Annotated in this window: 4 protein-coding genes; all 4 read right to left on the bottom strand. The window is 49.1% G+C overall.

The window, feature by feature from the left end:
- Nucleotides 1-371: 371 nt before the first annotated feature.
- Nucleotides 372-1724, bottom strand: a complete 1353-nt coding sequence (locus SBI19_RS29220; RefSeq protein ID WP_317973052.1) for an FAD-dependent oxidoreductase — start codon at nucleotides 1722-1724, stop codon at nucleotides 372-374.
- A gap of 68 nt (nucleotides 1725-1792) precedes the next feature.
- Entirely contained in the window at nucleotides 1793-3592 is a 1800-nt protein-coding gene (locus SBI19_RS29215) for a putative bifunctional diguanylate cyclase/phosphodiesterase (RefSeq protein WP_317973051.1), read from the bottom strand.
- A gap of 152 nt (nucleotides 3593-3744) precedes the next feature.
- Entirely contained in the window at nucleotides 3745-5577 is a 1833-nt protein-coding gene (gene glmS, locus SBI19_RS29210) for a glutamine--fructose-6-phosphate transaminase (isomerizing) (protein ID WP_317973050.1), read from the bottom strand.
- Between the two features lie 649 nt (nucleotides 5578-6226).
- Entirely contained in the window at nucleotides 6227-6415 is a 189-nt protein-coding gene (locus SBI19_RS29205) for a hypothetical protein (RefSeq protein ID WP_317973049.1), read from the bottom strand.
- Nucleotides 6416-6658: the final 243 nt, after the last annotated feature.

Genomic DNA, 6658 nt, shown 5'->3' with positions numbered 1-6658 from the left:
TTAAAAGCTGACTTGCTTTAAAACATATCGCTCATTGTTCAGTTTTCAAGGAACAAGTTATTTGCTTCGTGTTTCTCGTTACCGGCGTGTTTCTCTCGGCCGGAATTAGAATATAACATACTTCTTCAAGAATCGTCAACACTTTACGACAAAAACTTTTAAAGATAATTGAATATCCTTAATATTCCACATGGATAGATGAATTATTAATCATCATACACTTCTTTACTACAGCCTCAGAGATGCCGTCCTGGACGATCACTGTAATGAAGTGAAGACTACGAAAGTGCTGCTCCCCCAGGGGAGCAGCTTCATTTTAACATTGATGAAGTCATTGTTCGTCTCCGATGTGAGGGTCGAATGCCAACTAACTACCTGCCTCTGCGCAGCACTTTGTAAAGTATTGATGGTGAGAACAACGTGTGAACGGGACATAATAAGTTCATGACATGAATAAAGGCATTATAAACATCCGTATCTTGAGAAGAACGATGATAAATCCTTCTCGTATACCATTGAAGCAGCGTGAGACCGAGAGGCTTCTTGCCCGCCACATGAGGATAACGGAAATCCTCGATAATAATCATTTTCCACACGGGATCAATGACCTTGGACATTTTTCTATAAACCCGCTTCGTTAGTCGATTAGAGATCCCCTTCGTTTCTAACCATTCACGCTTGAGACAATCATTTAAAGCCAACGCTTCCATAGCGGCTACGGACATGCCTTGACCAAAAACCGGATCAAACCGACATAAGGCATCGCCTATAAACAAAAATCGCTGCGGAAGGCTTCTCGCCTTCTCATAATGATGTCGAACCATATACGGAACCTTATGTATTTTGATTTCCGAGAGCGGTTTCGCCCCCTCAAGCTCTTTGTAAATCGTTAATTGCGGCAGCTTCCTCGTTAACTCGATAAAATTTCGCGCTTCCTTTATTCTGGAATCCCCCAGCTCACTGTCGTACCCAAATAAAGTGAAGATATGACGATCCCCTTCAATTCGGCAAACAGATCCCCCGATTTTGTCGATCGGAGCCGAAGGATAGACCAGTAAAGTTTCCCAATCTCTTTCTCCATCATTTAATTGGTAAGTTTGACTAACATAACAAAGATCAATTTTGACCTTCTCTTCGGGGACATCGTACTTGTTCATCCCGAACCATTGATGAAACCTGGACCCATACCCGCTTCCATCAATGATCAAATCCGCATAGAGATTTATTGTCTCGGACGAAGCAGCTTCTTGCGCATGAACACCAATAATCGTGTTCTGCTTCTCGTCCAATATAGGATCTATAGCCACTGTGTTGTATCGGATGTTCAGGTTATCATTTTGTTCAACGAGGCATCGAATATGCTTTTCTAGAAAAGGACGACTTTGGAGCTGGACGAATATATCGCCTTCGAATCTCTTCTTCCAAACGCCATGATGAAACCATTTGAGATGTTGTGAACCGTTAATGCGAGTAGAACCGTCCTTCACCATCGCTTCGACGATACCAGGGAATAGCTGTTCCAAGGCCTGTTCCCCTCCCTTGAGCAAAGCATGGAGATGGTACCCTTGCGGCACTTCCTTTCGGGGTTGTTTATCAGGAGGCTCCGTACCTCTTTCTATTATGGTTACTTTGTCGAAGTAGCCGCATAATACCTGAGCAGCGCATAGCCCAGCTATACCGGAACCAATAACGATCGCATGCGCTCCTAATCTACGCTCTGTCATCTATTTCCCCCGTTTCGTCAAATACGATGTCCTCGCTTAACGTTTCTATGCCACGACGCTCATGCAGTTCATGTGCTGTGCAGCAGAAGTTGCCCAATCTCTTCTGAGGAAGAAGGACGGTAATAATAATACCCTTGTCCGATCTCGCAGCCATATTGCTGCAGCAACGCAATTTCTTGCGACTTCTCGATGCCCTCGCAGATGATCTTCATGTTCAAGCTGTGACCGATATCGATAATCAGCTTTACGATCGACGCGGCAGAGGTTTCCATCGTCAATTCTCGGGTGAACGAACGATCGATTTTCAAGTAATCGACAGGCAGCTGACGCAATACGCTAAGCGAAGAATATCCCGTTCCAAAATCATCGATCGAAATTCTCACGCCCTGACGCTTAAGCTCGTCTAGAACAGCGATTGATTCGTTCATGTTATGCATCATGCTTTCTGTCAACTCAAGCTCCAGCAGTTCAGGATTGAAATCTGTATGCTCCATGGTCTGCAACACCTTCGATGCAAAACCGTGCGACTTGAACTGACGGATTGATATGTTGACGGCCAACGTCAGATCAGGTCTGCCGTCGCGCTGCCAGCTTTTCACTTGCCTGCACGCCTCCTCAAGAACCCATTCGCCGAGCTCGACGATGACACCGGTCTGTTCGGCCAGGGGGACGAATTCGGCTGGCGAGATGGATCCGAGCTCCGAATGAGTCCAGCGCAGCAGAGCCTCCACGCCTCGTATCCTCCCCGTGCTCATCTCCACCAATGGTTGATAATAGATTACGAATTCCTGTTTGCCGAGTGCGCTTCGGAGATCGTTCTCCAGTTTCACTTGACGGAGCAGCTCTTCGCTAGCGATGGCAGAGAAGAACCGGTACCCATTCTTTTCTCTGCTCTTCACATCATACATGGCTTTGTCTGCATATTGAATCAGCGTATCAGCATCCGTCGAATCCTCAGGGTACAAGCTAATCCCCATACTCGGGGTCGTATAAATCGGTTTCTGATCGATCTGGAACGGCATACGGAAGGAATGAATGATCTGCTTCGCAAGCTCTTCGACCTGCTCTACCCTCTCATATGAGCATAGCAGCACGAACTCGTCCCCCGCATAGCGGGCAATGAAATTGTTCTGGCCCACCGTGCGTCTTAGGTGATCGGCGACCTCCTGCAGCATACGGTCACCGGCATTATGACCCATCATGTCATTGACGTTCTTGAAGTGGTCAAGATCGATGAACAGAACAGCTGCCTGTGCATCGGTGGACAGCTGCGCCGCCATTTGCTTTTTGAGCTTCTCACGGTTGGGCAGTTGGGTGAGCATGTCGTAATAAGCGCTATGCTCGAGTTTACTGAATGCCTCATTTAGCTGTACGTTCAATTTTGAATTGATATCGTTCTCCCGCTTCAAGTTACGGAGATAGAGGGCCAGCAGCGAGTACAAAATGGTGTTAATGATAACGCCGATGAGCATGTTGCGTATCAACTCCATTGGCACCTCGGACGAGAATGACGGCATGTAGAATATGTAGTAGGCTGCTGCAAGGAAGGTTGGAAGAGGTGATGGCAATAGGAACGCAAGAAGGACAAGCGTTAGATACATAACGCTAATTAACCCATCGAATGATAGCTCCTGTATTGCAATGAAAAACCCGAGAAAAGCGATTGCGGCAAATACATACTTGAGCGGGATCCTCTTGACGAGCAATGCGGCGAAGATAAATACGGCGAAGATAAGAACACTGACGAGGCTGCGAGAGGCGCTGACAGAGTTGGCCAAGTTCATAGAGAGGGCGATGGTTGAGAGTACGATGACGATATTCGGCGTAATATGAACGAGACGTTTCACCCAGGACTGCGGTAGTTTCATTAGCTGCCACCTCGTCGTTTCGTACGATTATGTTGTACTATGCGGCTTGTAATGACGTTGTACATGGATACAGCATCACCTTTCTTGTATTCACACAAAAAAAGTCCCGATGACCTCATTTAGCATCATCGGGACTGTTCTGGTTGTTAGTATTACTCGACTGTTACACTTTTCGCCAGGTTACGTGGTTTATCGACGTCGTTACCTACTGCTAGCGATGCGTAGTAAGAGATCAACTGCAGCGGAATAACCGAGATCGCTGGCGACAGCAGCGGCAGCGTCTTCGGAATCGCGAACAGCTCGTCGACAGATTTGCCTACTTCTGCTTCGCTTCCCGCATTCGCTACGCCGAGCACATGCGCGCCGCGAGCTTTAACTTCTTTAATGTTGCTAAGCGTCTTCTCATACAGTTCCTCTTGCGTTACGAGCGCGATAACCGGAATGCCATCCTCGATCAGCGCCAGCGTGCCGTGTTTCAGCTCGCCTGCTGCGTATGCTTCGGAGTGGATGTACGAGATTTCTTTGAGCTTGAGCGAGCCTTCTTGTGCAACTGCGTAATCGACACCGCGGCCGATGAAGAACAAGTTCTTATGCTTCGCAATCGATTCAGCCACTTGTTTCAGTACAGCGGATTGCTCCAGTACGGATTCAACTTGCTCAGGCAGTTGGTTCATTGCCGCGAGCAGTTCCGTTACAGCCGCTTGCTCTACCGTACCCAGCGTTTGTGCCAGGTAGATACCGAACAGGTAGAACGCGATCAACTGAGACGTGTACGCCTTCGTCGATGCTACTGCGATCTCTGGACCTGCCCACGTAATGAGCACATGGTCTGCTTCGCGAGCTACCGAGCTGCCCACAACGTTCGTGATCGCCAGTACTCTTGCGCCATTGCGCTGTGCTTCACGCAGTGCTGCAAGCGTATCTGCCGTCTCGCCCGATTGGCTGACGACGATAACAAGCGTATCTGGCGTAATGATTGGCGAGCGATAGCGATATTCCGAAGCGACGTCCGTCTCGACTGGAATACGCGCCAAGCGCTCAATGATCGTTTTGCCAACGAGACCTGCATGGTATGCCGTGCCGCAAGCAACGATTTGCACTTTGCGAATGCCTTTGATCTGCTCAGCCGACATGCCGATTTCGCCCAGCGTTACCGACAGGCCATCATCCGACACGCGTCCGCGCATCGTGTCACGGTATGCTTTAGGTTGTTCATGGATCTCCTTCAGCATAAAGTGATCGAATCCGGCTTTCTCCGCCGTGACGAGGTCCCAATCGACATGATATATTTCCTTGGAAATAAATTCGCCTTCGGTCGTCATCAGTTCGACACCTTCACGCGTCAGAACAGCCATTTCACCGTCGTTCAAAATATACACATTCCGCGTATGCTCCAAGATTGCTGGAATGTCGGAACCGATAAAGTTCTCGCCTTCACCGACACCAATGACGAGCGGGCTCGCAAAACGAACCGCAACCAGCTTCTCTGGCTCAAATTCTGTCAGAACGCCCAGTGCGAAAGCACCGCGCATCCGTTTGACTGCACGTTGAACCGCTTCAACGATGTTACCTTTATACTCATCTGCGACCAGATGCGCGATGACTTCCGTATCCGTCTCCGATACGAAGTTGTGTCCACCTGCGATCAGTTCGTCTTTCAAGTCCAAGTAGTTTTCGACAATGCCGTTATGAACGACCGAAAACTTCGCCGAGTTGTCCGTATGGGGATGCGAGTTCACATCCGAAGGCTTGCCATGAGTTGCCCAACGCGTATGACCAATGCCGACAGAGCCTGCAAGCGGCTCATCCTTCAGCTGTCCTTCCAGCACTGCCAGACGGCCCTTCGACTTGCGAATTTCAAGGCCGTTGCTTGTGAACACAGCGATGCCGGCGGAGTCATACCCGCGATACTCCAGCTTCTTCAAACCTTCGATCAGAATTTCCTGCGAATCGCGATTACCGATATATCCCACAATACCACACATTATATGTTGACCTCCGTTAAGTTCGATTTGCTCTCTAGCGATCTCACGGATTCGACAATGCGCAGTACACGTGTGCAGTGATGTTTCCCTCCTGCCCGCGCCGCTGCATTAGCGAATCGTGGACCCTAGGGCTTCTTGGCTTGCTAACAATCGTTCTCAACCTGCTTCCGCATCCGTCCGAATGCTCCATCATTCGTCAATGAAGAAGATAGGCTAGTCTTTATCATGTAAAATGCGAATTCTATTCGCTGCATTCCGCCTCATGTTTGGCCGACCGGTTGCCCGCGTCGTTTTGCATTTTGGCTTACGGTATGAATGCTCTACCGGGAGGTCCCCGCCGAAGGTTCCGAACGCCTCCACCTCGTCAGCTTGCATAACTGCCCTTCCCTACCGTGGGAAAATAACTGCAGCAGTTCTCCATTCGCAAGCTCTGGCGCTTTAAATTGCTTTATGAAAACCCCGATCCTCGCTTTCATTTCTGGAATCATACAGTCTATCATATTCAGATTCGACTATTTGTGCAACAAAAATTTCATGCCGTTGGCGGCCCACCCAAACTCTCAGGGGCGACCCACCCAAACCCTCCCTCGCCAGGGAGGGCCCCAAAGGACTACGCCCTCTGGACTCCCGAAGGACTTACTTTGATACTTTAGTACGTATGCCCGCTTGTCGTCCCTACGGGACACGCTTTACTTGCATCGAGCCTAGATCCGTCCTCTTCGTCCGCATCCATTTCGACGCTTTGTGCACCCGCTTCTGCTACAAGCCGCTTTCGTCCCTGCGGGACACGCTCTACGTTGATGCTCTCACCAGATCCGTCCCATTGGGACGTAAACACTGTACCCTACTCTGTATTACCCATACATCTTATAAGGCTAACACCTCCAATGCTTCACCCCATAAATAATATATGTCGGCTTCCCATAGGAAAGCCGACATATTTAGCACAGCCTGTTCAATAAATAAACAGAAGGGATGAACAGCCACACAGGCCATTCATCCCGCATCGGTCGTCGGCTCAGGTATTGGAGCCGACAACTCCAATTTTTATTTCCCACGGAACGCAGGAGTGCACGGAGAG

It is taken from the genome of Paenibacillus sp. CCS19 (genome assembly GCF_033239625.1).
Lineage (GTDB): Bacteria > Bacillota > Bacilli > Paenibacillales > Paenibacillaceae > Paenibacillus_T.
The sequence above is the reverse complement of the archived record's forward strand: the minus strand, read 5'-3'. Positions and strand labels throughout refer to the sequence as shown.

Excerpts from the sequence above, each read along its gene's own strand:
- SBI19_RS29220 (WP_317973052.1), bottom strand. The coding sequence starts at position 1,724 with ATGACAGAGCGTAGATTAGGAGCGCATGCGATCGTTATTGGTTCCGGT.
- glmS (WP_317973050.1), bottom strand. The coding sequence starts at position 5,577 with ATGTGTGGTATTGTGGGATATATCGGTAATCGCGATTCGCAGGAAATT.
- SBI19_RS29215 (WP_317973051.1), bottom strand. The coding sequence starts at position 3,592 with ATGAAACTACCGCAGTCCTGGGTGAAACGTCTCGTTCATATTACGCCG.